The sequence below is a fragment of the Rhizobium sp. P2_G9 genome, from assembly GCF_056403475.1.
The window spans coordinates 20503-43542 of record NZ_JBFUFK010000032.1 but is presented as its reverse complement, the minus strand read 5'-3'; the positions used below and the strand labels follow the sequence as shown (position 1 = coordinate 43542).

Genomic DNA, 23040 nt, shown 5'->3' with positions numbered 1-23040 from the left:
ACTGGCGCCTCACGAAATGGCGATGATTTCCAGTTCCTGATCGCCCACGGTCACGACGTCGCCAATAGACTTTCCCATGAGACCTCTCGCCACCGGCGAGACGAAGGAGATCGACCCCGCCTTGGGATCGGCCTCATCCTCGCCGACGATACGATAGGTCTGCACGCGCCCGTCGTCGCGGCTGAATTTGACCGTATTGCCAAAGGCGACGATGTCGAACGTGGTCGGGTCGGCGATGACCTGGGCCGTGCGCACGCGCTCGGTGAGATAGCGGGCATCGCGCAGCGGAATGGCCGCCTGCCGCCGGCGCTCATTGACATCCTCGATCCCGCTTACCGCGTCATAGGCCATGCGCGCCTCCCGAAGCTGCTGCTCCAACGCCTTCAACCCGGCCTCCGTCACGAGGTTGGGGTGCGGGGAGATGGCACGGTCGGGAAGCAGGGTTTCCGAAGCGGTTTCGGCACTCTCTTCCTTCGTGAAGGCAACGCTCAATTGTCGAACTCCCATTCGATTGCCGCGAACTCCGGCCGCGGCTGATGCGCAAGCCCGCAAGCTTGCCAGATACATAGATAGGATGGCAACCTGAGAAATCGAACTTCTCGGAGTGCGATGAGCGGTGGTCGACCTCCGCGCTCGTCAGTTCTCTTCCCCATCGTCCAGCTTCTGCGTCGCCGCCAGCACGGATCGCAGCGCATTTCTGAGCGCCTCGATCTCCTCCGGGCTCGTCAGTTCCGCCCAGCGCGCGTCGACGGCGCGACCGGCGGCGCGGGCGATGGGGCTGATCTTCTTGCCGCGTTCGGTGACGAAGACCAGTCGCGCACGCTTGTCGCTAGGGTCAGGTCTGCGTTCGACAAGCCCGAGTTTTTCCAGCTCCTCGATGGTCTGCGTCATGCTCTGCTTGCGCACATGCGCAAGCTTTGTCAGTTCGGCAACCTGGATGCCCTCGGGTGGCACGAAGGTGAAGACATTGGCGTAGTGCGGACGCAGGTCGCCGAAACCTTCCTCGGCAAGCTTGGTGTCCACGGCCAGCGTCCATTGCTGATAGGTGAGCCTGAGCAGCAGGCCGAGCGAATTGTAATGCGAATTTTCCGTCATCGATATTGACAGGTGCCTGACTAAATTCCATATTGGTCAGGTACCTTACTATATTGGTTCCGGAAAGGACAGTCCCATGCCCGACATCAATGTGCTTGCCTCCCATATCCATTATGAAGACTGCGGCGAAGGCGTGCCCTTCGTTTTCCTGCATGGCAACCCCGCCTCGTCCTTTGTCTGGCGCAAGGTGTTGCCGCATTTTGCCGATGTCCGCTCGCTGGCGCCGGACCTGATCGGCATGGGCGGTTCCGGCAAGCCTGAGATCGACTACAGTTTTGGAGATCATGCCGCCTATCTCGACGCCTGGATGGATGCGCTCGGGCTCGATGGCGTTGTTCTTATCGGCCATGACTGGGGCGGGGCGCTGGCCTTCGACTGGGCCTCGCGGCATCCCGAGCGCGTGCGCGGTGTTGCCTTCATGGAGACGATCATCCGGCCGATGGGCTGGGACGACCTGCCCGGCGCCGGCTCGCGGCCGCGCTACGAAATGCTGCGTTCGCCGGCCGGTGAGCAGAAAGTGCTGGACGAGAATTTCTTCATCGAACAGGCCTTGCGCGCCACGATCATGAGCGGCCTGAGTGATGCCGACCTCGACGTCTATCGCGCGCCTTATCCGACGCGCGAAAGCCGCCGACCGCTGCTCGCCTGGCCGCGGTGTACACCGATCGAGGGCGAGCCGAAGGATGTCGTGGCGCGGGTCGAGGCCTATGACCGCTGGCTGGCAGCCAGTCCTGACGTGCCGAAACTGCTACTGACATTCGAGGGCAGTCCGGAGACACTGCTGATCGGCCCGGCAATGATCGACTGGTGCTGCGGCAATATCGCCGGCCTGGAGGTGGCCGGCTGCGGACCGGCAAAGCATGTCGTGCCGGAGGACCAGCCGGATGCGATTGCGCACGCGGTGATCGGCTGGGCAGAGGGGAAGGGGCTTATGCGCTCTCGCAACAACATTGGCATCGGAAATGATCGGCCAAATGAGGCGAATCTGACCATCGCCTAAAGGCCTCGATCGCCTGTTTGAGGATGACGCAAGCCTCTCTCGGGAGGTTGCGACGATAAATTGGATGCGGAACCATTCTTTTCGACGTTGCGTTTGGCAGGCATTGCCAACCGTAGCGGAGCGGAGCATGAATCCCCAACCAACCGATATCCTTGTCGCCGTTCGCGCGGCGATCGCGCAGGCCGGCGCGCTGTTGGTGCAGTATTCCTTCTCGATTGTCGGTGCTTTCGTGCTGCTGGTGGCCGGCTGGGTTGCGGCACGCTACCTGCATCGCTGGGCGCTGTCCGGCATGCAGCGCATCCATGGTTTCGACGTCACGCTGGCGCATTTCCTGTCGAACATCATCCGCTACGCCATAATGATCATGGTGCTGATTGCGGTGCTCGGCCAGTTTGGGGTGCAGACGGCCTCGATCCTGGCCGCGCTCGGCGCCGCCGGCCTGGCGATCGGACTTGCGCTCCAAGGCACGCTGCAGAACATCGCTGCCGGCATTATGCTGTTGATTCTCAGGCCATTCCGGGTCGGCGAAACGATAGAGGCGGGCAATGTCTCGGGCACGGTGCAGGAAATCGGTCTCTTCGCCACCGAACTCCGGACCGGCGACGGGCTTTACCTGATCGCGCCGAATGCGACGCTGTGGAACACGCCGGTCAAGAATTTCAGCCGCCTGCCGACGCGGGGGCTCAGCCTGGCGATCATCGTCCCGGCTGATACCGATGTGCGGCAGGCCGATATCATCCTGCGCGGCATTGCCACCCGTGACCAACGGGTGATGACCAATCCCGCGCCGTCGGTCGGCGTTTCGGAGGTGACGCAGGACACGCTCAAGCTGACGCTCAGCGCCTGGACCAGCAATTTGGACCATGGCAGCGTGTCGCAGAATCTCGCCAAATCCGCCAAGATCGCGCTCGACCAGCTTCGCGGCGCAAAGTCCGAGACGGAGCCGGAAGCGAAGGTGCGCGTCGAGCCGCCGCCGGAGCTGCGGGCAGCGCAGCGGGCGCGCTGAGGTGGATCATTCCACCGTCCGAATGCTTGGAACACCATCGATCGACAACGTTATCCTGCCGCGGCCGGAATGAGCAAGCCGAACCGGGAACTGCTTCGCCTCTAGTCGCCGCCTCAGCAGCAGTAGCCGGGTTTCGAGATTGTCCTTGAGGTCGGGCAGGCGCAGCCCATCCGCCAGCCGGATTTCGCGATTGCTGAATTCCGTGCGACCTTCCCGAAGATAGCGGTCGATCAGGAAGGCGAGCAGCCGGCCTGCGACACCCTTGATGACGTAGTTGTTGTCGATGAAGACGCTATCGTCGAAGCTGTGATGGACGATCTGCACCGTCCTTCCGTTCGGCCGGACGCTCGGCGGCGATTCGGCTTCGGCCTCAACGTCATCATCGGCGTCCGCCAGCGCCAGGGCAGCCGCAGCCTGCCGCGCCAGCATTTCGATCGCCGTCACGTCCTCGTCACGGAAAGCCATGCGCTCGCGGCTTTCGACGAAGACGACGCCCCGCACGTTTGCGCGGACGATCATCGGCACCGCGAGCTGGCTCATTGCATCGGCGAGCCGCGGGAAAAGAATGGTGCGGGTGAGATTCTCGTCGCGGTTCGATTCCTTGATGATCGCCCGGCCGAAACGCTCGATCCGGCTCATGTCGCTGACCTTGATCGAACGGCCATGGGCGGCGGCCGAGGCGATCAGGTCGTCCTTGTTGCGAATTTCGGAACCGAGGCCTGATGTCTCGTAGCCGATGCTGCCGACCGTGGTCAGCGTGCCGCATTCGGCATCGTTGAGCAGGATCAGTGCGCTTTCGCAACGCAGTTCGCGATGCAGACCGCAGAGCAGCGCGTCGATAATCCCATCAGCGCGCGTTTCCGCCTCGATTGCCTTAGCGACGTTTGCGACCTCGGCAAAGCTTACTGGCCGGCGTCTGGGCGTCGCGGTGATCTCGGCGGCGGAGGGCACGGCACGCAGTGACAGGACCTCAAAAATGTCGGCGCTCTTCAGCCGCATGATACCGGCCATGCCGACCTGGGCGCTGCTCGCCTTGAGCTGCAGCGCGATGCGCTCGAACAATTCGCCGTCGTCAACCGAGCGCTCGAAGCGAATATCGAGCGTATATTGCTGGCCGTCATTGCCGTCGACCAGCAACAGGGTGACGTGCGGATTGGCGCGGATATTGGCGAGCGTCTTGGCGAAGAACTGGTTGGAGAGCGCGACATGGTGTTCGTCCACCATGACCACATGCGAGAGATAGGAAATGTTCGGGGTGCCGTCCGCCGAGGTCGTGGCGACGATCGATGGGATCACGCCTTCGAAGCAGCCATGCAGGTCGGATAAACGAAGGCTCATCGACGCGACCCCGCCAACATGCCGGCATTGGGCCCAGGCGTCTGCACATAGACCTCGCTAACATTGAGCGTTGCCAGCAGCGGTTCACGGGTCGTCAGCCAGGGGCCGATGAGATTGCGCGGTACGCCGGGGCCGTGCAGTTCCGCTTCCATGCTGCGGATGTAGTCGTCCGATCGTTCGATCTCAGTCGGCTTCGGCGTGCTGACCCAGGCCTTGCCCTTGATCTGGTAGGAGGTGTATTTCGAAGGGCTGACCACGGTCACTGCCATCCTGCCGGTCTCGCGGATATTCTGTGCAGTTTCCGGCCATTGCCAGGCGGAAAAGACGATTTCCAGATGGCCTTCCTGCTCGGCTTCATGGACGCCCATGCCGCGCGCGACTGCGGGCCTGAGATCGGTGCTGGCCGTGCCGAGAATGATCATCAAGGGCTCGCGCAGGAACTGTTTCAGGCTTTCGCTGAGTTGCACGTCCATCCCTCAATTGCCTCTCGAAATGTTGTTTAGCAAAGATTTAGGAAACGTACATCGGGGGTTAGGGACCATTTAGGAACGGGCAGACGGAAAAGCAGGTATCGAGCTTTCATCGCAAATTCGTGGAGCTCAACCATGCAGAACGTCGTTCCCCATATCATGCCTTCCCGCACCGCCGCCGTCATCGGCGCCGGCCCTGCCGGTCTTGCGGCTGCCCGCTGGCTCACGCAGCGCGGCTTCGAGCCGATCATCTTCGAAGCCTCCGCTGGTCTCGGCGGTCAATGGAACCAGGGTGCGGTGCATAGCGCCGTCTGGCCTGGCATGCGCACCAATACCAGCCGGATCATGACTGCTTTTTCCGATCTCGATTATCCCGAGGGCACGGCGACCTATCCGCGCCACGACGAGGTTCTGGCCTATCTCCAAGCCTATGCCGAAAAATTCGACCTCACCCGGCTAATCCGCTTCGGCACGCCCGTGAAACTGCTCGACCGGGCGCCCGGGCAAGGCTGGGTGATCCATTCCAGGCAAGATGGCCATCCGCATGCGGAAGTCTTTGGCCAGGTCGTGGTGGCGAGCGGCCGGTTCGACAAGCCGCGGCTGCCCGATATTGCCGGTCTCGAAGGCTTCTCCGGCGACCTGGATGTGATCCACACGAAGGATTATCGTGGTGCGCAGGTCTATGAAGGCAAGACCGTTCTGGTCGCCGGCTGCTCGATCAGTGCGCTGGAGATCGCCTCCGACCTGGCATATGGCGGCGCCAAGGGTGTGGTCGCCAGCTATCGGCGGCAGCGCTATGTCCTGCCGAAGCTGATTGCCGGCGTGCCGACCGACCATGTGATGTTCACCCGTGCAGCGTCGCTGGCTGGCAAGGCGGTTCCGTTCGAAATGCTGGCGGCGGGAATGAAGGAGAAGGTGGTGTCGGTGTCAGGCTGCCCAAGCCGGTTCGGTGCAATGGTGCCGCACCAAAACATCTTCGCTGCCGGCATCACCCAATCCCAGCATTTCCTGCCCGCCGTGGCCGAGGGGCGGATCAAGGTCGCGCCGTGGATCGAGCGCATTGATGGACGTACGGTTCTGTTCAAGGACGGCACCATTGCCGAGGCCGATGGCATCATCTGCGGCACCGGCTATGACATCTCGCTGCCCTGGGTGGCGCCTGCGATCGCAGAGACGCTTGCGATCGAGTGCGACCGCATCGATCTCGCCCAGCATACATTCCATCCCGAGCTGCCGGGGCTGGCTTTCCTCGGCCTCTATGACGCGATAGGTCCGACCTTCCCGGTCATGGAACTGCAGGCGCGTTGGGTTGCCGCGGCGTTGTCGGGCACGGTGCCAATGCCGTCGGCCGACACCCTGCGGCATGGCGTCGAGGTCGCGCGTGCCGGCCGTGCCGGTCCTGCCGGCGTGCCGATGCACGATCTGGCGCTCTTGTTCGCTGGCAATGCCGGCTGTGAGCCGAGCCTGATGGCGAGGCCGGAATTGCAGCGAGCACTCCTCTCCGGACCGCTTTCGGCGGTCTCGTTCCGGCTCGAAGGGGCCGACATCCTGCCTGATGCTGTCGAGCGAACCAAGGCAGCAGCCGCGGCTTTCGGCCATATCGCCTCCAGTGACTCTACGCCGGAGGAAAGCAAGATGCTGTCGATCATCCTGCCGGAGATGCAGGCGGCCTGATCCCGCTGGCAATTCCGGATGCAGCCCGGGCGGTCTATGCCCCCGCCTGGGCTGCATAATTCGGACGGTCAGCGTCGCGCCACCACCGATACGAAAGGTCGTGCCGGTGGAGTGGGGGCGCAGTTATTCTGTTGCTTGACGGGCATCACCTGTAATCGACGCACCGTTGGAGACGGCCCCTCATCCGGCTGCCGCCACCTTCCCCCGTTGAAACGGGGAGAAGGGACTTGTGGCAATGTCGGTGCCCCATCTGCCTTCGCCCCGCGGGCGGGGAGAAGGTGCCGGCAGGCGGATGAGGGGCCGGCCGCAGCAGTGGATCCAATGACGGGCGGTGCCCGTCCATCAGCTCAAAACAACTACTCCGCCGCCTGCTTTGCCATCGGATTGTTCGGATGCGTGGTCCAATTGGCATAGGTATCGCTGACCACCTTGCCCGTCCGCTTGTCCATTTCACCCGCCGCGAGCTGCTCCATGGAGATACAGTTCTCGACCGGGCAGACATCGACGCAGAGGTTGCAGGCGACGCATTCTTCCTCGATCACCTCGAAATGGCGCACGCCGTCCTTCATCGACATGATCGCCTGGTGCGAGGTATCCTCGCAGGCGGCGTAGCAGCGGCCGCACTTGATGCAGGCGTCCTGGTCGATCCTGGCCTTGGCGATGTAGTTGAGGTTGAGATACTGCCAGTCGGTGACGTTGGGCACGGCGCGGCCGCGGAAATCTTCCAGCGTCGCGTAACCCTTCTCGTCCATCCAGTTTTCCAGGCCGGTGATCATCTCCTCAACGATCTTGAAGCCATAGGTCATGGCGGCGGTGCAGACCTGGGCATTGCCGGCGCCGAGCATCATGAATTCGGCGGCGTCGCGCCAGGTGGTGATGCCGCCGATCGCCGAGATCGGCAGGTCGCGGGTTTCCGGATCGCGGGCGATCTCGGCCACCATGTTCATGGCGATCGGCTTGACGGCCGGGCCGCAATAGCCGCCATGCGTGCCCTTGCCGTCGATCGACGGCGTGGGGGAACAGGTGTCGAGGTCGACGCCGGTGATCGAATTGATCGTGTTGATCAGCGACACCGCATCGGTGCCGCCACTGCGGGCGGCGCGGGCCGGGCGGCGGATATCGGTGATGTTTGGCGTGAGCTTGGTGATGACAGGCATGCGCGAATATTGCTTGCACCAGCGCACGACCATTTCGATATATTCCGGCACCTGGCCGACCGCGGCACCCATGCCGCGCTCGGACATGCCGTGCGGACAGCCGAAATTGAGCTCGATGCCGTCGGCCTCGGTTTCCTCGACCAGCGGCAGGATCGCCTTCCAGGCATTCTCCTCGCAGGGCACCATGATCGAGGCGATCAGCGCCCGGTCCGGCCAGTTCTTCTTGACCATCTTCATTTCCTGCAGGTTGACCTGCAGAGGGCGGTCGGTGATCAGCTCGATATTGTTGAGGCCGAGCAGACGGCGGTCGGCACCCCAGATGGCGCCGTAGCGCGGGCCGTTGACATTGACGACCGGCGGGCCTTCTTCGCCCAAGGTCTTCCAGACCACGCCGCCCCAGCCGGCCTTGAAGGCGCGCTCGACATTGTAAGCCTTGTCGGTCGGCGGCGCCGAGGCCAGCCAGAAGGGGTTGGGCGATTTGATGCCGACGAAATTGTTGCGGATATCAGCCATTTTTCAATCCTCCCTTCAAGCGACTGCGGTGGCCGGCTGGGTCGCGGCCATGAATTGACGATGGATGGATTCGGCCGCATCGCGGCCATTGGCGACGGCGGCGACCGTTAGGTCCTCGCCGCCGAGAATGCAGTCGCCGCCCGCCCAGACATTGGCGAACGAGGTGCGGCCTTCGCTATCGGCGACGATGCGGCCGCCTTCGAGTTTCAGGCCGGAAAGGGCAGGGGCGTCGAATTTCTGGCCGATTGCCTTGAAAATCTGGTCGGCGGCGATGATGCCGGCTTCGCCCGTGGTGACCAGCTTGCCGTCGCGGATTTCGGTATAGGCGACTTCGATGCCGGCGACCTTGCCGTCCTGGCCGATCACCGCTTTCGGCGCCAGCCAATGGCGGATGGTGACGCCCTTGGATGCGGCCAGGTCCTGTTCGTATTCGGAGGCGTTCATATGCTCCTTGCCGCGGCGATAGCAGATCGTCACTTCCTCGGCGCCAAGCAGCTTCGACTGGATCGCGGCATCGATGGCGGTCATGCCGCCGCCGAGGACCACGACGCGGCGGCCGACCGGCACGTCGTTCTTGGTCTTGGACTGGCGCAGGCCGGCGATGAAATCGACGGCGTCGGAGACGCCATCCAGGTCTTCGCCGCCGACATTGAGCGCGTTGACGCCGGCAAGGCCGAGGCCGAGGAAGACGGCGTCATACTGGCCTTGCAGATCGGCCAGGGTGAAATCGCGGCCAAGCGCCTTGCCGTTTTCGATGGCGATGCCACCGACCGAGAGGATGTAATCGACCTCGTCCTGGGCGAAATCGCCGGGCGCCTTGTAGGCGGCGATGCCATATTCGTTGAGGCCGCCGGATTTTTCGCGAGCGTCGAGAATGGTGACGCTATGGCCTTTCAGTGCGAGGCGGTGGGCGCAGGCGAGACCGGCCGGGCCGGCGCCGACCACGGCGACCTTCTTGCCTGAGGGTGCGGCGCGCTTATAGAATTGCTTGTCGGCCTTCATCGCCGCGTCCGTGGCGTAGCGCTGCAGGCGGCCGATCTCGACCGGCTTTTCCTCGGCCGCGTTGCGGACGCAGGCCTGTTCGCAAAGCGTTTCGGTGGGACAGACGCGCGCGCACATGCCGCCGAGAATGTTCTGGTCGAAAATCGTCTTGGCGGCGCCGATCGAGTTGCCCGTCGATATCTGGCGGATGAACATCGGGATATCGATGGAGGTGGGACAGGCCGTCATGCACGGCGCGTCATAGCAGAAATAGCAGCGGTCGGAGGCGACCAGCGCCTCGTGTCTGTCGAAAGCCGGATGCAGGTCGGCGAAATTGGCCTCATAGGTCGGTTGATCGAGCCGACCGGGATGGATTCCGGGCGCGAGATTGCTCATCTTTGTCGTTCCCCTTTTTGTTTCATTGAAGGGAAGGTAACAAAGCTCTAAAAATTTATCAAACGGTAAAATTTTTGTTCGTGAAAAATTCCGCTCAGCGGTTTCTTGCGGTTAGGCGGCCGACCAGCGTGGGCATATCGGTGACGAACCAGATCCAGCGGCCGCGATTGCAGTCGCGGATGAAATCGGCAAACGGTTGGCTGTCCGGCACGCGCGCGGCGATGTCGCCGACAAAGGCGACGGTGATGCGATAATTGACCAGCCTCTGGCTCATCGCCACGGCCACGCCGGAGCGCAGATGGAAAAACTCTTCGGGCAGGCAATCGACGGGAATGACGATGGTCGAAACCGATTGCGCCCAGGCCTGGGTGATCAGCTGGTTGACATGGTGCTTGATGTCGAACAGATGGCTGCCGTCGCGAACGGCGAGGATGCGATGGCTGCCGAAAGTCTCGACCGCCGTCGCTATCGCATCTGCACTGTGCTCGATGACCGCCATAACGTTACCTCTGCCTTACAGGTAGAGGCGTAACGTTTCAAAACGGCTTTACGATCACCAGAATCGCGATAACCGCGAGAAAAATTATCGTGAGAAGCGCCGATTGCCTCAAAAATCCGGAAATCGGCTTGTCCGGCATGGTCTGCAGGCGGCGGAAAGCGCCCGATTGCATGCCATGCAGAGCCGACAGGATCACCACCAGCAGCATTTTCACATGCAGCCAGCCGTCATTGAACAAGCCGCCCATATAGGCAAGCGTCAGGCCGAGGATCCAGACGAAGGTCAGCGCGATGCCGGTCACCGGCCCATTCCAGCGTTTGGCCGCCGCGGCGATCCGGCTCGTCTCCGGTGTTCCCGGTTTCAGTGTGAGCAGCAGGAAACCGTTGAGGATCATGCCGCCGACAAAGACGAAGACGGCGAAGACATGCGCGGCCTTAAGCCAGGTATAATAATCCATTGGGGAGCCCTCCGTTTGGAGGGTATATAGAGAGCGGGGTTTCGTCGCGCCAGAGAGGCGGTCACCGCTATCACAGACTTTCAAATGATTGCATACGGGGGTGGGCTTGTTCTTCGGCAGTTAGTGAATTCTCTGAAATGGCCAAAGATCGCAACACGGTCAAAGTTTCGGTCTCTTGACCACTTGAGCCAAGAAGAAACTCGATGTCGCGCCTCTGGCGTGAGAGCTCGCGTTGCACGATGGGATGCGAAATAATTGCGGCTTCGTTATAACTATCTCGGCCTTCATCAAGAATTCGAATCACGGCCTGATCTACCAATTCATAAGCACGCCTTGCCGCCCAGCCAGCCTCCTGCGGATCGCCGTTGCCAATGCAGCGGATCGCATAGATGAGTGAACATATGGCGTGTTCGGCAACCGCGTGACAAACAACGTATTTCTCCGGTTCGTCGTCGCGCGGAATCGGTATTTCCAGTTGTTCCTCCATGTCGAACCAGGCCGAAGGAATGAGAGTGTTGGTTAGAATTTCGATCCAAAGCCGCTCGGTTACGTGGCGCATGATATCGAGATTTTTGGGGTCAAATTGACGCGCGTACCATTCCCAGTTGCCGATCTGGCGTGTCGCGGCGGCGAGCGCGAAAGCGATACGCCCCCGCACATCGATTTGCCCAAGCTCGGCTACGAGCGCGTCTTCGTCATAGTTATACATTGGCGCTTGCCTATAACTTTGCCATGGCAACAATCGAGCGACAGGGCATCGAGCTGCTATTCCGCCGCCTGTTTCGGCCGCGCCGAGCGGCTCCTCTCACGTTCGCGGAATTGCCGCGGCGTTTCACCGGCTTCGCGGGAAAAGAAGCGGGTGAAATAGGCTGGGTCGGCGAAGCCGAGAGCGTAGGCGATTTCCTGTGCCGTGGCGACGGTGAAGACGAGGTCGCGCTTGGCCTGGGAGATGATCTTGTCGCTCAGGAGCTCGTTCATCGTGCGGCGGGTCTGGGCCTTGGTGATGCGGTTGAGATGCGTCACCGAGACGCTGAGCTCCCTGGCGTAGAATTCCACCGGCAGGTGTTCGCGGTAATGCGCGCCGATCAGCTCCTTGAGGCGGGCGACGCGAGCCATGTCGCGGCTGGCGGCGGGGTCTTCGTCGGCAAGCGGGCTTGCAATCGCGGCGGCCAGCGTCAACACCGTCGTCACATAGGCCTCGACCAGGCCGTAGCGGGCGCCGAAGCCGGAGGCGAGCTCGCGACCGATCCGGTCGAGCGTGGCGGCGATATAGGCGCTGTCGGGATGATCGTCGGCGAGTTTGACCAGCCGCGGCCGGCTGGCGAACAGGCGAAAACTGTCGCGGCCGCTGAACTCCACCCTTTCAGTGAGGATGGTGATCACCTGGCCGTCGATGTCGCGCGAGAAGCGGAAGCCATGCGTGACCTTTTCCGGCATGAAGACCAGGGCGCCTGGTTCCAGCCGATGGACCTCGTCGCCGATCAGGGCGTCGCCGCTGCCGCTCCTAACCTGCAGGATTTGAAAGAAATGATCGTGACGATGCTGCTTGATTTCCCAATTGTGGCGGCTCGATCGCTCGAAGATCGATTCAGCGTGGATCCAGAAGTCAGGCGTGGCTTCTCCGGCCTCTCCGTAGAGGCCGTAGGTCGGTACGTTGGTTTTCATGCCCTCCTCCCGGGCAGTCGCACGGGTGCACTTCTCCGAGCCCCGTGTTCTGAAAATGCAATTCTTTGCTGGAAAACTGCATTCCAGGAGTGTGACCGCCGAATTACCTTTTGGCAAGAGTGAAGAGGTCGAAGTCAGCAGATTTCTTCACGTCCGGGGAGGAAAACATGCGCAGCCAGGTTGTAATTATCGGTTCGGGTCCCTCGGGACTGCTGCTCGGGGCTTTGCTCGATAATATCGGCGTCGACAATGTCATCCTCGATCGTGTCGACCGCGACTATATCCTCGGCCGGATCCGCGCCGGCGTGCTGGAAAGCGGCACGGCCGGCATGCTGGATCAGGCCGGCGCGGGGGGGCGGATGCATGCCGAAGGGCTCAACCATGATGGCTACAATCTCTCCTTTTCCGGACGGCTGTTGCGGATCGACCTCAAGGGCCTGACCGGGCGGTCGGTGACGGTCTACGGCCAGACCGAACTGACCCGCGACCTGATGGACCATCGCGACAGATCCGGTGGCAAGACGATTTACGATGCCAAGAATGTCATCCCGCATGATTTCGATGGAAGGCCTTATGTGACCTTCGAGAAGGATGGCGTGACGCAGCGGATCGACTGCGATTTCATCGCCGGTTGCGACGGGTTTCACGGCGTGTCGCGCGCCGCGGTCGAAGGCAAGGGGCTGCAGCATTTCGACAAGCTCTATCCGTTCGGTTGGCTCGGCGTGCTTGCCGACGTGCCGCCCGTGCATCACGAACTGATCTATGCCAACCATCCGCGCGGCTTTGCGCTCTGTTCTCAGCGTTCGCACACCCGCAGCCGCTACTATGTGCAGGTGCCGCTGGAGGACAAGGTCGAGCAATGGTCCGACGACGCCTTCTGGGACGAGTTGCGCCGCCGCCTGCCGAAAGACGTGGCCGAGGCCATGGTCACCGGTCCGTCGATCGAGAAATCCATCGCGCCGCTGCGCTCCTATGTGGCGGAGCCGCTGCGTTTCGGCGCGCTGTTTCTCGTCGGCGATGCCGGCCATATCGTGCCGCCGACCGGAGCCAAAGGGCTCAACCTCGCGGCGTCGGATGTGCATTACCTGTTCGAGGCGTTGCGCGACTTCTATGTCGAAAAGTCGCTCGCCGGCCTCGACGCCTATTCCGGGCGGGCGCTGGCGCGCATCTGGAAGGCCGAGCGTTTTTCCTGGTCGATGACGACGCTGATGCACCGTTTTCCCGCTAATGGCGAGTTTGATCAACGGGTGCAGGAGGCGGAGCTCGACTATCTCTCGTCGTCGCATGCGGCGCAAACGGCGATGGCGGAAAATTACGTCGGCCTGCCCTATTGAGCAGGTCGCTCGCCGCCGCGTGATTTTTATTGACTAAAAAACTCAAGTTTAATCTTTACTAGAATAGTCAACTTATATATCCCTGGCGCTATCGAAACGGATTCGGAAGCGGCAGATGAGCAAAAAGTCCGGCAAGACCAATCGCGGCGGCGGTGAAAAGACGAGTGCGGCGAACCGCCAGATCCTGTATGTCGGCGGCCGCGATTGCCAGGTGGCGCATTTGCGCGAAATCGCCGAGAATTTCGGCCGCGAACTCATTCATCATGATGGCGGCCTGCGCGAGGCGGTGTCGCGCATCGACACCGTCCTGCCCTCCGTCGAATGCGTCTTCTGCCCGATCGACTGTATCAGCCATGACGCCTGCCTCAGGGTGAAGACGGGCTGCAAGAAGACCGGCACCTCTTTCATTCCCCTGCGCAACGGTTCGAAATCGAGTTTTGAGCGCGCCATGCAGGAACTGAGCGATCGGGCCAGGACCCGATGAGCGAGTGGGGATTGCCGCTGCTGCTCGGCCTGCACCGGTTGGTCGAGACGTCTGGCGCGGGGCGTGTTCCGGAATTGCTGGCGCTTCGTGCGGCGGTCGCTGGGTTTAGTGCGGAACAATCCGAATGGCCGGGCAAGGAGCCGGTCCAGAAACGCAGATCAACGTCGACAAGGCCGCCGAGCAATGACAATGTCATCCCGTTCCGGCCCTATCTGCTTGCCAGGATCAGACGACGGAGTTGACGCCATGTACATCGCCATGAACCGCTTCAGGGTCGCCGCCGGCCGCGAGACGGAATTCGAAACCGTGTGGAAGAACCGCGATTCCAGCCTTGCTGCGGTGCCGGGCTTTGTCGAGTTCCGGCTTTTGCGCGGCAAGACGGTCGCGGACGAAGGCTATACGCTGTTCGCCTCGCATACGATCTGGGCGTCCGAGGCGGATTTCCAGGCCTGGACGCGGTCGGACAATTTCCGCCAGGCGCATAAGAGCGCCGCCGACCATCGCGACCTCTACAAGGGGCCGCCGGTCTTCGAAGGGTTCAACGTGGTGGACGGCGCATGAGCCGCGCGATCACCGAGGACGACCGGGTCGAGGTTCTGCCGATCCTGCCGTCGCTCGACATCGCCGAGACGCTGGCTTTTTATCGCGACTATCTCGGCTTCGAGACGGTGGGCTATGAGGCCAAGGATTATCTGATCATTTCGCGGATGTTCGCCGGTCATCGGATGGAGCTGCATTTCTGGCTGGCGGATGATCGGGCACTCTGTGAGAAGTCGGCGATCTATATCCGCGGCGGGGGCATCGATGTGCTGCATGCCGAGTTCGCCGCGAAGAACCTGCCGAAGCTGACGCCGATGAAGGTGCAGCCCTGGGGGATGGAAGAATTTTATGTGCTCGACCCGCATGGGAACCTGTTGAAGTTCGGGCGGATACCGCAGGAGTAATCGGGCCGGACGGGCCAGCCGATCGGCATCGGTTTCCATCCGCGCCGAGGGGCTGGGAATGGCCGCCACAACCTGTTGATCTACCGAAAATAAGCTCTCGCCTGGTCGGGTTCGTCGCCCAGCGCCGCCGTCTATAGCCGTGAAATCACGCGAAAATTCACAATGAGTATCTACAATACCTCAATGATAATTTATCAATGAGGTATTGTAGATACTCAATGAATGTATCAAGCAAAGATCTTCGCGAGAAAATCACCCGTTGGGGCCTCTCCCAAGCGGAGTTCGCCCGATGGCTTCAGGTGTCACCTGGTGCGGTGGCCCAGTGGCTGGCGGAATCCCGGTCAATCCCTGGACCGGTCAGTGCCTTCATCACATTGTTCGAAAGCCTCCCGCCTTCCTTGCAGGATCGGGAGCTTTCTCAGCTGAAGAAAGGAAATGTCGAGATGGACGGAATGTATGCGGTGGAATTCGCCGGCAGCGCCGGTATCGGAGGCGTCAGCCTGACTTTCAAGGATGGCGTCGTGTACGGCTTTGATCTAGGCGGCGCCGTTTATGACGGGCGGTATAGCCCGGGTGAAACGCCTGGCATGACCACGGTAGAGCTCGCCGTGAAAATAGCCGCCGGCCGGCCAAGTGTCATTCGTGGCATTGTCCAACCTTTCGACTGGACGGTGCTTGCCAAGACTGAATTTCCAACCAATGCGGCTGACGGTCTGGTCAAGGTCAGCACCAATATGGGTGAAACTGTCGATGCCACGTTCACGCGCATGCGCGACGTGCCGTCAGCGATGAAATCCTGAAATAGCATCCGCGCGCGGATATTATCTGGCGTTCCCTCGCGGGAAAAACGCCGCTGCGGCCACGGCGACCCAGCCCAGGATCATCATCGTCCCGCCGATCGGCGCAGCCATCGGAAACAGTCCGTGGCCGAACTTCGCCAGGATCGACACATCGCCGGCGAACAGGACACAGCCCACGGTGATCAACAGGCTCGCCACCGGTGCCGTCCGCACCATGCGCCAGCCGATGAACAGTGCGAGCAGCGCCGGCGCCTGGGTGAGGCAGATGAGGGCGGCGGCGCCGTAGAGCCTTGTGTCGCCGCCATGGGCGGCAAGGGCCGAGAAGCCGACGCCGAAGGCGCCGATCAGGCCGGCGAAGAACAAAGCGAGGCGGGGCATAAGCGCAAAAATCATTCGCCGCTCTCCTCGCGGTTCTGCATGTGGAAGGCGAGGCGTTCGATCGGCGCCCAGATGACCTCGCGCAGCTTGGGATGCTCGATCGCCTCGTCCATCGCCTGGCGGAAGCAGAGGATCCATTCGTCGCGTTCCTTCGGGCCGATGGCGGCGATGAAATGGCGCGAGCGCAGGCGCGGATGGCCGTATTTGTCGGTGTAGAGCGGCGGGCCGCCGAGATAGCCGGTCAGGTATTCGTAGAGTTTCTGCTCGGCATTGGCGAGACTTGGCGGATGCACGGCGCGGACATGGCTCGCTTCCGGCAGCGTGTCCATCAGTTCGTAGAAGCGGCGCACCAGCGTGCGGATGGTCGCATCGCCGCCGATGGCCTCATAAAGGATGATCGTCTCTTCGCTCATGCCGCCCATATGCGGTGCCGGCGCATGGCCGTCAATGCGACAAGAGGATTAATCGCTGATGTAGACTGCGTCGCTGTCGCCCGGGACCAATTCCACGGGCCAGACTTTGCGTGTGATGCCCTGCGGATAGGCCGCAGCATAGTCGGGTATGGTGGCCAGCAGCGCCTCCGCCAAGGCCTCGCCAAGATGCCGCAGCGACGCCTTGAAGCAAGTGAGGCTTGGCGCCAGGATGGTCGCCTGCGGGCTGTAGCGGCCGATGACCGCGATGTCGCGCCCGGGCTTGATGCCGGCGTCCTCGAAGCCGCGATAGAGCCCGAGCGCAATGGTTTCATTGACCAACACCACGGCGGTGGGGCGGTTCTGGCTCGCCGCAATGTTGCGGGCAATCTGATAGCCGCCTGCCTCGTTCGGTGTCGACGGGAAGATCAGACTGTCGTCGAGCGTCAGGCCGTGCCTGGCCATCACTTCGCGACAGCGGTCGACAAAGAGATAGCCGAGATTGATCTCGTCATGCGGCTTGGTGACCGCGATGCGGCGATGACCGCGCGCAATCAGCCGCTCGATCGAAATCTCTGCGATACTCTCGAAATCGAGATCGAGCCAGGGCTGTCCGACATCGGTCAAACTGCGTCCAAGCGATACGAACGGAATATTGTGCTCGGCGAGGAATTCGATGCGCGGGTCTTGCCGACGGGTCGCGGAAATGATCACCCCATCGGCAAAGCCGCGCGCCACCATGCGCCGGAGATAATCATACGGATCTTCTTCCGAGGAGCAGAGCAAGGCTACGAGATCGAGCTTGTGACGGGCGAAAACGGTCTGCACGCCATCGAATACGCTCATGAAGAATGTGTCGCCCTGGCCGGTGATCTCCGTGCCGGTCTGCATCATGAAGCCGATGACGCCGGTGCGCCCCTGCCGGAGACTGCGGCCGGACTGGTTGGGCGCATAGCCATGAGCCTTCGCCGCCTCCAGCACGCGCTTGCGCGTTTCCGGATTGACATCGGGCTTCCCGTTCAGCGCCCGGGACACCGTTCCAATCGAGATGTCGAGGTGCCGGGCAAGCTGCTTTATGCCCTTCATTGCGGTGTCCTGTCTGCCTGAATGAGCAAAGTATGAAATCCTCCTATTGACATAGAACATTTTTACGGCATAGTCATCGTAAACGTTTACGGAAATCATATTTCCGGCGAAATCAGACCCGGGGAGGGGATTTGTGCGGAGGAATACCGTTATTTGCGGCTGCGGCGGGATGGCGAAAGGGTGGCTCAGGGCCATAACCGAGCATGCTGCGCTCGCCGATCAGATCCGGATCGTCGGGTTCGTTGATCTCGATCTTACGACGGCCAAAAAGCTCGCCGCCGAGTTCAATCTCGCGGATGTCAAGTGCGGCACCGATCTCGCCTCCGTCCTGCAGGAAACCAAAGCTGAACTCCTGTTCGACATTGTTGTTCCACCGGCGCGGATGAATGTGGTGAAAATCGGCCTCGATCATGGTTGCCATGTGTTGTCGGAGAAGCCGATGGCGACGTCGATCGCCCAGGCCGACGAGATGATCGCGCTCGCCGAAAAGGCCGGTCGTGTCCATGCCGTGGTGCAGAACCGCCGTTACATCCCCGGGATCCGCCGGCTGCGCGCCTTCGTCGAAAGCGGTGCGATCGGCGAATTGACCGGCGTGCATTGTGATTTCTTCATCGGCGCCCATTTCGGCGGCTTTCGCGAAGAGATGGACAACGTGCTGCTGCTCGACATGGCGATCCACACCTTTGACGCGGCCCGCTTCGTCTCCGCCAAGGTGCCGGAGGCCGTCTACTGCCATGAGACCAATCCGAATGGTTCTTGGTACCGGCATGGTGCTTCGGCCTTTGCCATCTTCGAAATGTCGGATGCCGTGACCTTCACCTATCGAGGATCATGGTGCGCGGAAGGCGCCAATACAAGCTGGGAAAGCCGGTGGCGGATCACCGGCACCAAGGGCACGGTACTCTGGGACGGCGCAGAGATTTTCGACGCGCATCGCGTTGCCGCCGACGAGGGTTTTTTGCGCGAGCAGGAGGAAATCTCCGTGCCCGACGCGGTCAACGCATCGGAGAAGGAAGGCCATGCGAGCGTTATCGCCGCCTTCCTCAAAGCCGTCGAGACCGGCGGGAAGCCGGAAACAATCGGCGAGGACAATATCAAAAGCCTGGCCATGGTGCTTGCCGCGATCGAAAGCGCCAAGACCCGCCAGCGCGTCACGATTGGAGAGAAGTGAAGTGAGCAATCCGGCAAAATCCATCCGCATCGGCACGATGATCAGCGCCAGCGCCGGCAAGGCGGCGACGCGTATCGGCCAGATCGCCGATATGGGCTTCGAGAGTTTCGAGCCGTTCTTCTGGCAGACCACCAATGGCCAGGACCTGGCCGAACTCGGCAAGCGCTGTAAGGAAGCGATCGGGGATCGCGACATCACCATTTCGACGCTCGGCATGTTCGGCAATCCATTGGAGACGACGGCGATCGATCTCGATACGCTGCAGGGCTGGAAGGACTGCATCGACAATGCGCATCATTTCGGCGCCACCTGCGTTGCCGGCTTCACCGGCCGCATCCGCAACAAGGTGCTAACCGACAGCCTGCCGCGCTACAAGGAGATCTGGACCGATCTCGCCAAGCGTGCCGCCGACAAGGGCATCAAGATTGCCTTCGAGAACTGCGCCATGGACGGCAATTGGGCGACCGGCGACTGGAACATCGCCCACAATCCGGATGCCTGGGAACTGATGTTCAACGAGACGCCGTTCGACAATATCGGGCTCGAATGGGAGCCCTGCCACCAGATGGTCTACCTGATCGAACCGATCCCGCAGATCCGCAAATGGGCGCATAAATTCTTCCACGTGCATGGCAAGGACGCGACCATTCGTTGGGACGTGATCCGGGAACACGGCATTTTCGGCAAGGAGAAATTCCTCTTCATGCGCACGCCGGGCTTCGGCGACACCAACTGGACGGATGTGATTTCCGAACTGCGTCTTGCCGGCTGGTCGGGCTCGATCGATATCGAGGGCTGGCATGATCCGGTCTATCGCGATGCGCTGGAAATGACCGGCCAGGTGCACGCTTTGAACTATCTGAAGAATTGCCGTGGTGGAGAATTTGTTGTCGATCCCTGATCGCTAACATATGCTCTTGCATATCGGGCTGGGAGGCCCGATATGCCACGGCCGGGTTTGATTTGGCGCGGCGCTGCCGCATTTTTGGGAGGAAAGCATGAAAGCGATAAAGAAATTTGCCTTGGCGCTCGGCGTGTCGATGCTGATGACGGCGACCGGCCATGCCGAAGGAAAGACCTTCAAGATCTGGTGGTTCGAGGATGCGCCTTCGGCCCAGGGCATTACCTGGAAGAAGGCACTTGAAGAATTCAAGGCGAAGCACCCGGATGTGACCGTCAGCTTCGAACAGAAGACTTTTCAGCAGTTGCAGGCCTCCGGCAGCATGATCCTCAATTCGGATCAGGCGCCCGACGTTCTCGAATATAACAAGGGCAATGCGACGGCCGGCCTCGTCTCCAGCCAGGGGCTGCTGACCAATCTCGATGACTATGTGAAAAAGGAAGGCTGGGACAAGATCCTCAACGAGGGCGATCTGGTGCTCAGCAAGTATGACGACAAGGGCATCTACGGCTCCGGCCATGTCTGGGGCATCTCGGTCTACGGCGAATATGTGTCGTGCTTCTACAATATCGACATGTTCGAAAAGGCCGGCCTGAAAGTGCCGACGACGATCGACGAATGGGTCGCCGACATGGATGCCTTCAAGCAGAAGGGCATCACGCCCCTGGCGCTTGGCGCCATCGACACCAGCGGCCAGCATCTGCTTGCCACGCTCGCCTATACCAAGGCGGACGACAATTGGGTGCACAACTATCAGGGCCTGAAGGCACCGCTCGATGGTGCTCCTTATCTCTATGCGGCCAAGACCGCGCTGGACTGGGTCAGCAAGGGCTATATCAGCAAGGACTCGACGGGCATGAAAGACCCCGACGCGGCCCTGCTCTTTACCTCCGGCAAGGCGCCGATGTATGTCTCCGGCACCTRGAACCTCGGCCTGTTCTCCTCGACCATCAAGGACTTCAAGTGGGGTCAATTCGTGATCCCGACGCCGAAATATTCGGTTGGTTCGACGGGTAACCTCTGGGTCATTCCCAAGGGCTCCAAGAACCCCGATCTCGCAGCCGAGTGGATCAGCCTGACGCTGTCGCCGAAATACCAGGCCGAACTCGGCAACAATGGCGGTGTGCCGATTGCGGCTGATGCTTCTGCGATCACCAATACGGTCGGCAAGAACGCTGCTGCGGTGTTCAAGCAGATCTCGGACAAGAACGGCCTCGGCTTCTACCCTGACTGGCCGGTCCCGGGTTATTACGACGTGCTTATCCAGAAGGGCACGGGCCTCTTCCAGGGGAGTTTGACCGCGGAACAGTTCGTCGAGCAGATCAAGCAGGTCTACGACGACGCGCAGTCCAACCAGTAACGACTTGCAAAGCCAGGCTGCGCCCTCGGGCGCAGCCAATAGGGGACGTGAGAGGAAGAACGACATGGCCGCAGCCAGCCAGGGACCGAGCGACAGCCGGTGGAGCTATCGCCTATACCTCATCCCGGGGCTGATCGGCTTCATCCTGATCGTGCTCATACCGCAGCTTGCCAATTTCGGGCTGAGCTTCACGGCATGGAAGGGCGTCGGCACCCCGCGCCCGGTTGGCCTGCAGAATTATCATCGGCTGCTCACGGACGATCAATTCTGGGGGTCGATGTATCATACGCTGCTGTTCATCATCTCGATGACGATCATTCCCGTCTGCATCGGCCTGGTGCTGGCCGCCCTGCTCTTCGATTATATCAGGGACCAGTTCGGGGAATGGGTCGCAAGCCTGTTCAGGGCCGGCTTCTACCTGCCGCAAATTCTCCCGGTGACGGTCGCAGGCGTGCTTTGGGGGTGGATCCTCAATCCTCTCGGCGTTATCAATATCGTGCTCAAGGCAATCGGCCTTGGAGCCCTGGCGCAGAATTGGGTTGGCGACGCCACATACGCGCTTGCCGCGGTCTCTCTCGTCATCGTCTGGATCCAGGTCGGCTATTGCCTGGTCGTGTTCATGGCCGGCCTGTCGCGCATCGACCCTTCGCTCTACGAGGCGGCTGAACTCGACGGCGCTGGCTGGGGGAGCCGGTTCCTGACGATCACCATTCCGCTCTTGGCGCCCGAAATTTTCGTTGTGGTCCTGACGACGCTGATCGCGGCGCTCAAAGTGTTTGCGCCGATCTTCGTCATCACCGCGGGCGGGCCTGACAATGCCACCCTGGTACCCTCCTATCTGACTTACTATCACTTTTTCACAACGCAGCGCGTGGGCTATGCCGCAGCAATCGCGGTCGTGCAAACGATCCTGACGATCGTTCTGGCGGTGATCTTCCTGCGCTTCCAGGCACGCCAGGAGCGGACGGAGTAGATCATGGCCTATTCAGCTGTCAGCGACGGTGTGACCAAGACAAAGGCTGCTGCGACAGCCCATCGGCCGCAGCGCGGTTCAGCGCGGTGGGTGGTGCTGGCGTTCCTTATCCTGCTGCTCGCCTTCACGCTGTTTCCGTTTTTCCTTGCTCTGCTCAACGCCGTCAAGGCGAGCGCCGAATATGCCGTCGGCGGGCCGCTTTCGATCCCGCATTCGATCGACCTGACGTCGATCGAGAAATTCTGGACGGTCTCCGATTTCACCCGCAAACTGCTCAACAGCGTGCTGATCAGCTTCGGTGTCGCGGTGCTCGGCGTGTTGATCAGCCTGTTCAACGCCTATGCGATCGGCGTGGGCAAGGTGCCGGGCTCGCGCCTGATCCTGGTGGTCTTCCTGATGGGCATCATGGTGCCGCAGGAATCGATCATCTACCCACTCTATTACATGGCCAAGGCGACCGGCCTCTACGACACACAGCTCGTCGTCATCATCATTTTCGCGGTCCTGCAAAGCGCTTTCGGCACTTACCTGCTATCGACGGTGCTCAGCACATTTCCCCGGGAGATCCTCGAAGCGGCGGAGATGGACGGCTCGAACCACTGGGACACGTTGTGGCTGGTGATCGTGCCGGTGCTCAGGCCGACGCTCATGGTTTTGGGAACCTTCTTCTTCATCTGGACCTGGAACGAATTCCTCATTCCGCTGGTCATGCTGGTGTCCAACGACAATCAGACAGTCTCCGTGGCCATGGGGCTGACCCGCGGCCAGAACATGTCGGACCCGGTGCTGCAGGCGTCGGCCGCGTTCCTCGGCATCATACCGACCGTGATCTTCTTCCTGATCTTCCAGCGCACGCTGACGCGCGGTATCGCGGCCGGAGCGGTCAAATGACGGCGCTCTCCACTCTCGGGCATTCCATCGGTCTCGTTGCGGGACCAGCAAGGGTTT

27 protein-coding genes are annotated in these 23040 nt (G+C 61.2%); 14 read left to right on the top strand and 13 right to left on the bottom strand.

Annotation, left to right across the window (positions count from 1 at the left end):
• Window positions 1–9: 9 nt before the first annotated feature.
• Both greA and AC1DYF_RS24505 read right to left on the bottom strand, forming a co-directional pair.
• Window positions 10–492 (bottom strand): transcription elongation factor GreA, encoded by a 483-nt coding sequence (greA, locus tag AC1DYF_RS24510; protein ID WP_477879395.1) that lies wholly within the window; start codon window positions 490–492, stop codon window positions 10–12.
• Between the two features lie 144 nt (window positions 493–636).
• Window positions 637–1095, bottom strand: coding sequence for a MarR family winged helix-turn-helix transcriptional regulator (locus tag AC1DYF_RS24505; protein ID WP_477879392.1), 459 nt, complete (start codon window positions 1093–1095; stop codon window positions 637–639).
• A 76-nt stretch (window positions 1096–1171) separates the two neighbouring features.
• Between AC1DYF_RS24505 and AC1DYF_RS24500 the strand changes: the two genes are divergently transcribed.
• Together AC1DYF_RS24500 and AC1DYF_RS24495 are read left to right on the top strand one after the other, a co-directional pair.
• Window positions 1172–2095 carry a haloalkane dehalogenase gene (locus AC1DYF_RS24500; protein WP_477879391.1) on the top strand — a complete coding sequence of 308 codons (924 nt, stop codon included), beginning with the start codon at window positions 1172–1174 and terminating at the stop codon, window positions 2093–2095.
• Between the two features lie 127 nt (window positions 2096–2222).
• Window positions 2223–3101, top strand: a complete 879-nt coding sequence (locus AC1DYF_RS24495) for a mechanosensitive ion channel family protein (RefSeq protein WP_477879390.1) — start codon at window positions 2223–2225, stop codon at window positions 3099–3101.
• 6 nt (window positions 3102–3107) lie between these two features.
• On the opposite strand, the gene AC1DYF_RS24490 is transcribed toward AC1DYF_RS24495, so the two are convergent.
• Window positions 3108–4439, bottom strand: a complete 1332-nt coding sequence (locus AC1DYF_RS24490; RefSeq protein ID WP_477879389.1) for a pyridoxamine 5'-phosphate oxidase family protein — start codon at window positions 4437–4439, stop codon at window positions 3108–3110.
• Window positions 4436–4912, bottom strand: a complete 477-nt coding sequence (locus AC1DYF_RS24485) for a pyridoxamine 5'-phosphate oxidase family protein (RefSeq protein WP_477879387.1) — start codon at window positions 4910–4912, stop codon at window positions 4436–4438. Before AC1DYF_RS24485 ends, AC1DYF_RS24490 begins: the two co-directional genes overlap by 4 nt.
• A gap of 132 nt (window positions 4913–5044) precedes the next feature.
• Between AC1DYF_RS24485 and AC1DYF_RS24480 the strand changes: the two genes are divergently transcribed.
• Window positions 5045–6583 carry a flavin-containing monooxygenase gene (locus AC1DYF_RS24480; protein WP_477879385.1) on the top strand — a complete coding sequence of 513 codons (1539 nt, stop codon included), beginning with the start codon at window positions 5045–5047 and terminating at the stop codon, window positions 6581–6583.
• Between the two features lie 356 nt (window positions 6584–6939).
• On the opposite strand, the gene preA is transcribed toward AC1DYF_RS24480, so the two are convergent.
• From preA to AC1DYF_RS24450, 6 genes are all read right to left on the bottom strand, one after another.
• Window positions 6940–8253, bottom strand: coding sequence for an NAD-dependent dihydropyrimidine dehydrogenase subunit PreA (preA, locus tag AC1DYF_RS24475; protein ID WP_477879383.1), 1314 nt, complete (start codon window positions 8251–8253; stop codon window positions 6940–6942).
• A gap of 15 nt (window positions 8254–8268) precedes the next feature.
• Window positions 8269–9630 (bottom strand): NAD(P)-dependent oxidoreductase, encoded by a 1362-nt coding sequence (locus tag AC1DYF_RS24470; protein WP_477879382.1) that lies wholly within the window; start codon window positions 9628–9630, stop codon window positions 8269–8271.
• Window positions 9631–9724: 94 nt separating this feature from the next.
• Window positions 9725–10129: a DUF4180 domain-containing protein gene (locus AC1DYF_RS24465; protein WP_477879381.1), complete on the bottom strand. Its 405-nt coding sequence runs from the start codon at window positions 10127–10129 to the stop codon at window positions 9725–9727.
• A gap of 37 nt (window positions 10130–10166) precedes the next feature.
• Entirely contained in the window at window positions 10167–10586 is a 420-nt protein-coding gene (locus tag AC1DYF_RS24460; RefSeq protein ID WP_477879380.1) for a CopD family protein, read from the bottom strand.
• A gap of 70 nt (window positions 10587–10656) precedes the next feature.
• A complete protein-coding gene (locus AC1DYF_RS24455; protein WP_477879379.1) occupies window positions 10657–11295 on the bottom strand; it encodes a DUF416 family protein in 639 nt (212 codons plus the stop codon).
• 56 nt (window positions 11296–11351) lie between these two features.
• Window positions 11352–12251 (bottom strand): helix-turn-helix domain-containing protein, encoded by a 900-nt coding sequence (locus AC1DYF_RS24450; protein WP_477879377.1) that lies wholly within the window; start codon window positions 12249–12251, stop codon window positions 11352–11354.
• A 167-nt stretch (window positions 12252–12418) separates the two neighbouring features.
• On the opposite strand from AC1DYF_RS24450, the gene pobA reads away from it, so the two are divergent.
• From pobA to AC1DYF_RS24420, 6 genes are all read left to right on the top strand, one after another.
• The gene (gene pobA, locus AC1DYF_RS24445; RefSeq protein WP_477879376.1) at window positions 12419–13585 is read left to right on the top strand and encodes a 4-hydroxybenzoate 3-monooxygenase; all 1167 of its coding nucleotides are present in this window, start codon (window positions 12419–12421) and stop codon (window positions 13583–13585) included.
• Window positions 13586–13700: 115 nt separating this feature from the next.
• Window positions 13701–14069 (top strand): DUF2325 domain-containing protein, encoded by a 369-nt coding sequence (locus AC1DYF_RS24440; protein WP_477879375.1) that lies wholly within the window; start codon window positions 13701–13703, stop codon window positions 14067–14069.
• On the top strand, window positions 14066–14311 hold the full coding sequence (locus AC1DYF_RS24435; protein ID WP_477879374.1) for a hypothetical protein: 246 nt from the start codon (window positions 14066–14068) through the stop codon (window positions 14309–14311). Before AC1DYF_RS24440 ends, AC1DYF_RS24435 begins: the two co-directional genes overlap by 4 nt.
• A gap of 4 nt (window positions 14312–14315) precedes the next feature.
• Window positions 14316–14630 carry a heme-degrading protein HmuQ gene (gene hmuQ, locus AC1DYF_RS24430; protein WP_477879373.1) on the top strand — a complete coding sequence of 105 codons (315 nt, stop codon included), beginning with the start codon at window positions 14316–14318 and terminating at the stop codon, window positions 14628–14630.
• Window positions 14627–15013: a bleomycin resistance protein gene (locus AC1DYF_RS24425; protein WP_477879372.1), complete on the top strand. Its 387-nt coding sequence runs from the start codon at window positions 14627–14629 to the stop codon at window positions 15011–15013. Before hmuQ ends, AC1DYF_RS24425 begins: the two co-directional genes overlap by 4 nt.
• A 443-nt stretch (window positions 15014–15456) precedes the next feature.
• The gene (locus AC1DYF_RS24420) at window positions 15457–15813 is read left to right on the top strand and encodes a hypothetical protein (RefSeq protein WP_477879371.1); all 357 of its coding nucleotides are present in this window, start codon (window positions 15457–15459) and stop codon (window positions 15811–15813) included.
• Between the two features lie 21 nt (window positions 15814–15834).
• Here AC1DYF_RS24420 and AC1DYF_RS24415 read toward each other — a convergent pair whose 3' ends face one another.
• The 3 genes from AC1DYF_RS24415 to AC1DYF_RS24405 are packed head-to-tail and all read right to left on the bottom strand — an operon-like array spanning window position 15835 to window position 17687.
• Window positions 15835–16206: a DUF423 domain-containing protein gene (locus tag AC1DYF_RS24415; protein WP_477879370.1), complete on the bottom strand. Its 372-nt coding sequence runs from the start codon at window positions 16204–16206 to the stop codon at window positions 15835–15837.
• Window positions 16203–16604, bottom strand: a complete 402-nt coding sequence (locus AC1DYF_RS24410; RefSeq protein ID WP_477879369.1) for a group II truncated hemoglobin — start codon at window positions 16602–16604, stop codon at window positions 16203–16205. Before AC1DYF_RS24410 ends, AC1DYF_RS24415 begins: the two co-directional genes overlap by 4 nt.
• Window positions 16605–16652: 48 nt before the next feature.
• Window positions 16653–17687 carry a substrate-binding domain-containing protein gene (locus AC1DYF_RS24405; RefSeq protein WP_477879368.1) on the bottom strand — a complete coding sequence of 345 codons (1035 nt, stop codon included), beginning with the start codon at window positions 17685–17687 and terminating at the stop codon, window positions 16653–16655.
• Window positions 17688–17856: 169 nt separating this feature from the next.
• Here AC1DYF_RS24405 and AC1DYF_RS24400 point away from each other — a divergent pair, with 169 nt between their 5' ends.
• From AC1DYF_RS24400 to AC1DYF_RS24380, 5 genes are all read left to right on the top strand, one after another.
• Window positions 17857–18858, top strand: a complete 1002-nt coding sequence (locus AC1DYF_RS24400) for a Gfo/Idh/MocA family protein (protein WP_477879367.1) — start codon at window positions 17857–17859, stop codon at window positions 18856–18858.
• A 1-nt stretch (window position 18859) separates the two neighbouring features.
• A complete protein-coding gene (locus tag AC1DYF_RS24395) occupies window positions 18860–19759 on the top strand; it encodes a sugar phosphate isomerase/epimerase family protein (protein ID WP_477879366.1) in 900 nt (299 codons plus the stop codon).
• A 97-nt stretch (window positions 19760–19856) separates the two neighbouring features.
• Complete coding sequence (locus AC1DYF_RS24390; protein WP_477879365.1) at window positions 19857–21119, top strand: ABC transporter substrate-binding protein; 1263 nt, start codon at window positions 19857–19859, stop codon at window positions 21117–21119.
• A gap of 64 nt (window positions 21120–21183) precedes the next feature.
• Window positions 21184–22092, top strand: coding sequence for a carbohydrate ABC transporter permease (locus tag AC1DYF_RS24385; RefSeq protein ID WP_477879364.1), 909 nt, complete (start codon window positions 21184–21186; stop codon window positions 22090–22092).
• A gap of 3 nt (window positions 22093–22095) precedes the next feature.
• Window positions 22096–22983, top strand: a complete 888-nt coding sequence (locus tag AC1DYF_RS24380; protein ID WP_477879363.1) for a carbohydrate ABC transporter permease — start codon at window positions 22096–22098, stop codon at window positions 22981–22983.
• The last annotated feature ends 57 nt before the right edge of the window (window positions 22984–23040 follow it).

Excerpts from the sequence above, each read along its gene's own strand:
- AC1DYF_RS24405 (WP_477879368.1), bottom strand. The coding sequence starts at position 17,687 with ATGAAGGGCATAAAGCAGCTTGCCCGGCACCTCGACATCTCGATTGGA.
- AC1DYF_RS24460 (WP_477879380.1), bottom strand. The coding sequence starts at position 10,586 with ATGGATTATTATACCTGGCTTAAGGCCGCGCATGTCTTCGCCGTCTTC.
- AC1DYF_RS24400 (WP_477879367.1), top strand. The coding sequence starts at position 17,857 with ATGGCGAAAGGGTGGCTCAGGGCCATAACCGAGCATGCTGCGCTCGCC.
- pobA (WP_477879376.1), top strand. The coding sequence starts at position 12,419 with ATGCGCAGCCAGGTTGTAATTATCGGTTCGGGTCCCTCGGGACTGCTG.
- AC1DYF_RS24500 (WP_477879391.1), top strand. The coding sequence starts at position 1,172 with ATGCCCGACATCAATGTGCTTGCCTCCCATATCCATTATGAAGACTGC.
- AC1DYF_RS24490 (WP_477879389.1), bottom strand. The coding sequence starts at position 4,439 with ATGAGCCTTCGTTTATCCGACCTGCATGGCTGCTTCGAAGGCGTGATC.
- AC1DYF_RS24420 (WP_477879371.1), top strand. The coding sequence starts at position 15,457 with ATGGACGGAATGTATGCGGTGGAATTCGCCGGCAGCGCCGGTATCGGA.
- AC1DYF_RS24380 (WP_477879363.1), top strand. The coding sequence starts at position 22,096 with ATGGCCTATTCAGCTGTCAGCGACGGTGTGACCAAGACAAAGGCTGCT.
- AC1DYF_RS24470 (WP_477879382.1), bottom strand. The coding sequence starts at position 9,630 with ATGAGCAATCTCGCGCCCGGAATCCATCCCGGTCGGCTCGATCAACCG.
- AC1DYF_RS24410 (WP_477879369.1), bottom strand. The coding sequence starts at position 16,604 with ATGAGCGAAGAGACGATCATCCTTTATGAGGCCATCGGCGGCGATGCG.
- AC1DYF_RS24415 (WP_477879370.1), bottom strand. The coding sequence starts at position 16,206 with ATGATTTTTGCGCTTATGCCCCGCCTCGCTTTGTTCTTCGCCGGCCTG.
- AC1DYF_RS24495 (WP_477879390.1), top strand. The coding sequence starts at position 2,223 with ATGAATCCCCAACCAACCGATATCCTTGTCGCCGTTCGCGCGGCGATC.
- AC1DYF_RS24455 (WP_477879379.1), bottom strand. The coding sequence starts at position 11,295 with ATGTATAACTATGACGAAGACGCGCTCGTAGCCGAGCTTGGGCAAATC.
- AC1DYF_RS24485 (WP_477879387.1), bottom strand. The coding sequence starts at position 4,912 with ATGGACGTGCAACTCAGCGAAAGCCTGAAACAGTTCCTGCGCGAGCCC.
- preA (WP_477879383.1), bottom strand. The coding sequence starts at position 8,253 with ATGGCTGATATCCGCAACAATTTCGTCGGCATCAAATCGCCCAACCCC.
- AC1DYF_RS24465 (WP_477879381.1), bottom strand. The coding sequence starts at position 10,129 with ATGGCGGTCATCGAGCACAGTGCAGATGCGATAGCGACGGCGGTCGAG.
- AC1DYF_RS24435 (WP_477879374.1), top strand. The coding sequence starts at position 14,066 with ATGAGCGAGTGGGGATTGCCGCTGCTGCTCGGCCTGCACCGGTTGGTC.
- AC1DYF_RS24440 (WP_477879375.1), top strand. The coding sequence starts at position 13,701 with ATGAGCAAAAAGTCCGGCAAGACCAATCGCGGCGGCGGTGAAAAGACG.
- AC1DYF_RS24425 (WP_477879372.1), top strand. The coding sequence starts at position 14,627 with ATGAGCCGCGCGATCACCGAGGACGACCGGGTCGAGGTTCTGCCGATC.
- hmuQ (WP_477879373.1), top strand. The coding sequence starts at position 14,316 with ATGTACATCGCCATGAACCGCTTCAGGGTCGCCGCCGGCCGCGAGACG.
- AC1DYF_RS24385 (WP_477879364.1), top strand. The coding sequence starts at position 21,184 with ATGGCCGCAGCCAGCCAGGGACCGAGCGACAGCCGGTGGAGCTATCGC.
- AC1DYF_RS24480 (WP_477879385.1), top strand. The coding sequence starts at position 5,045 with ATGCAGAACGTCGTTCCCCATATCATGCCTTCCCGCACCGCCGCCGTC.
- AC1DYF_RS24450 (WP_477879377.1), bottom strand. The coding sequence starts at position 12,251 with ATGAAAACCAACGTACCGACCTACGGCCTCTACGGAGAGGCCGGAGAA.
- AC1DYF_RS24505 (WP_477879392.1), bottom strand. The coding sequence starts at position 1,095 with ATGACGGAAAATTCGCATTACAATTCGCTCGGCCTGCTGCTCAGGCTC.